Annotated in this window: 1 protein-coding gene; it reads left to right on the plus strand. The window is 46.2% G+C overall.

Translation table 11 applies throughout. The features are described from left to right. Positions 1-186 precede the first annotated feature (186 nt). A partial coding sequence (locus ACCC97_RS28845) for a cbb3-type cytochrome c oxidase subunit I (RefSeq protein WP_413336407.1) occupies positions 187-368 on the plus strand: 182 nt, incomplete at its 3' end.

Below are 368 nucleotides of genomic sequence, written 5' to 3' on the forward strand. Positions count from 1 at the left end.
GGTACTGGTTGAACTGTATACCCTCCTTTAGCATCCAATATAGCTCACTCTGGGGCATCTATTGATCTCTCGATCTTTAGAATTCACTTGGCCGGGGCGTCCTCAATCCTAGGAGCCATTAATTTTATCACTACCATCATCAATATACGTAGTCCAGGTATAACTTGAGACCACACCCCCCTATTTGTGTGGTCCGTGTTTCTCACTGCTATTCTCCTCCTCCTTGCTCTACCAGTTCTCGCAGGAGCCATTACTATACTTCTCACAGATCGTAATTTAAACACCTCATTCTTCGACCCAGCAGGGGGGGGAGACCCAATTCTCTACCAACACTTGTTCTGGTTTTTCGGTCATCCTGAAGTGTACTG

The sequence above is a fragment of the Variovorax sp. Varisp85 genome (genome assembly GCF_047304045.1).
Lineage (GTDB): Bacteria > Pseudomonadota > Gammaproteobacteria > Burkholderiales > Burkholderiaceae_C > Variovorax.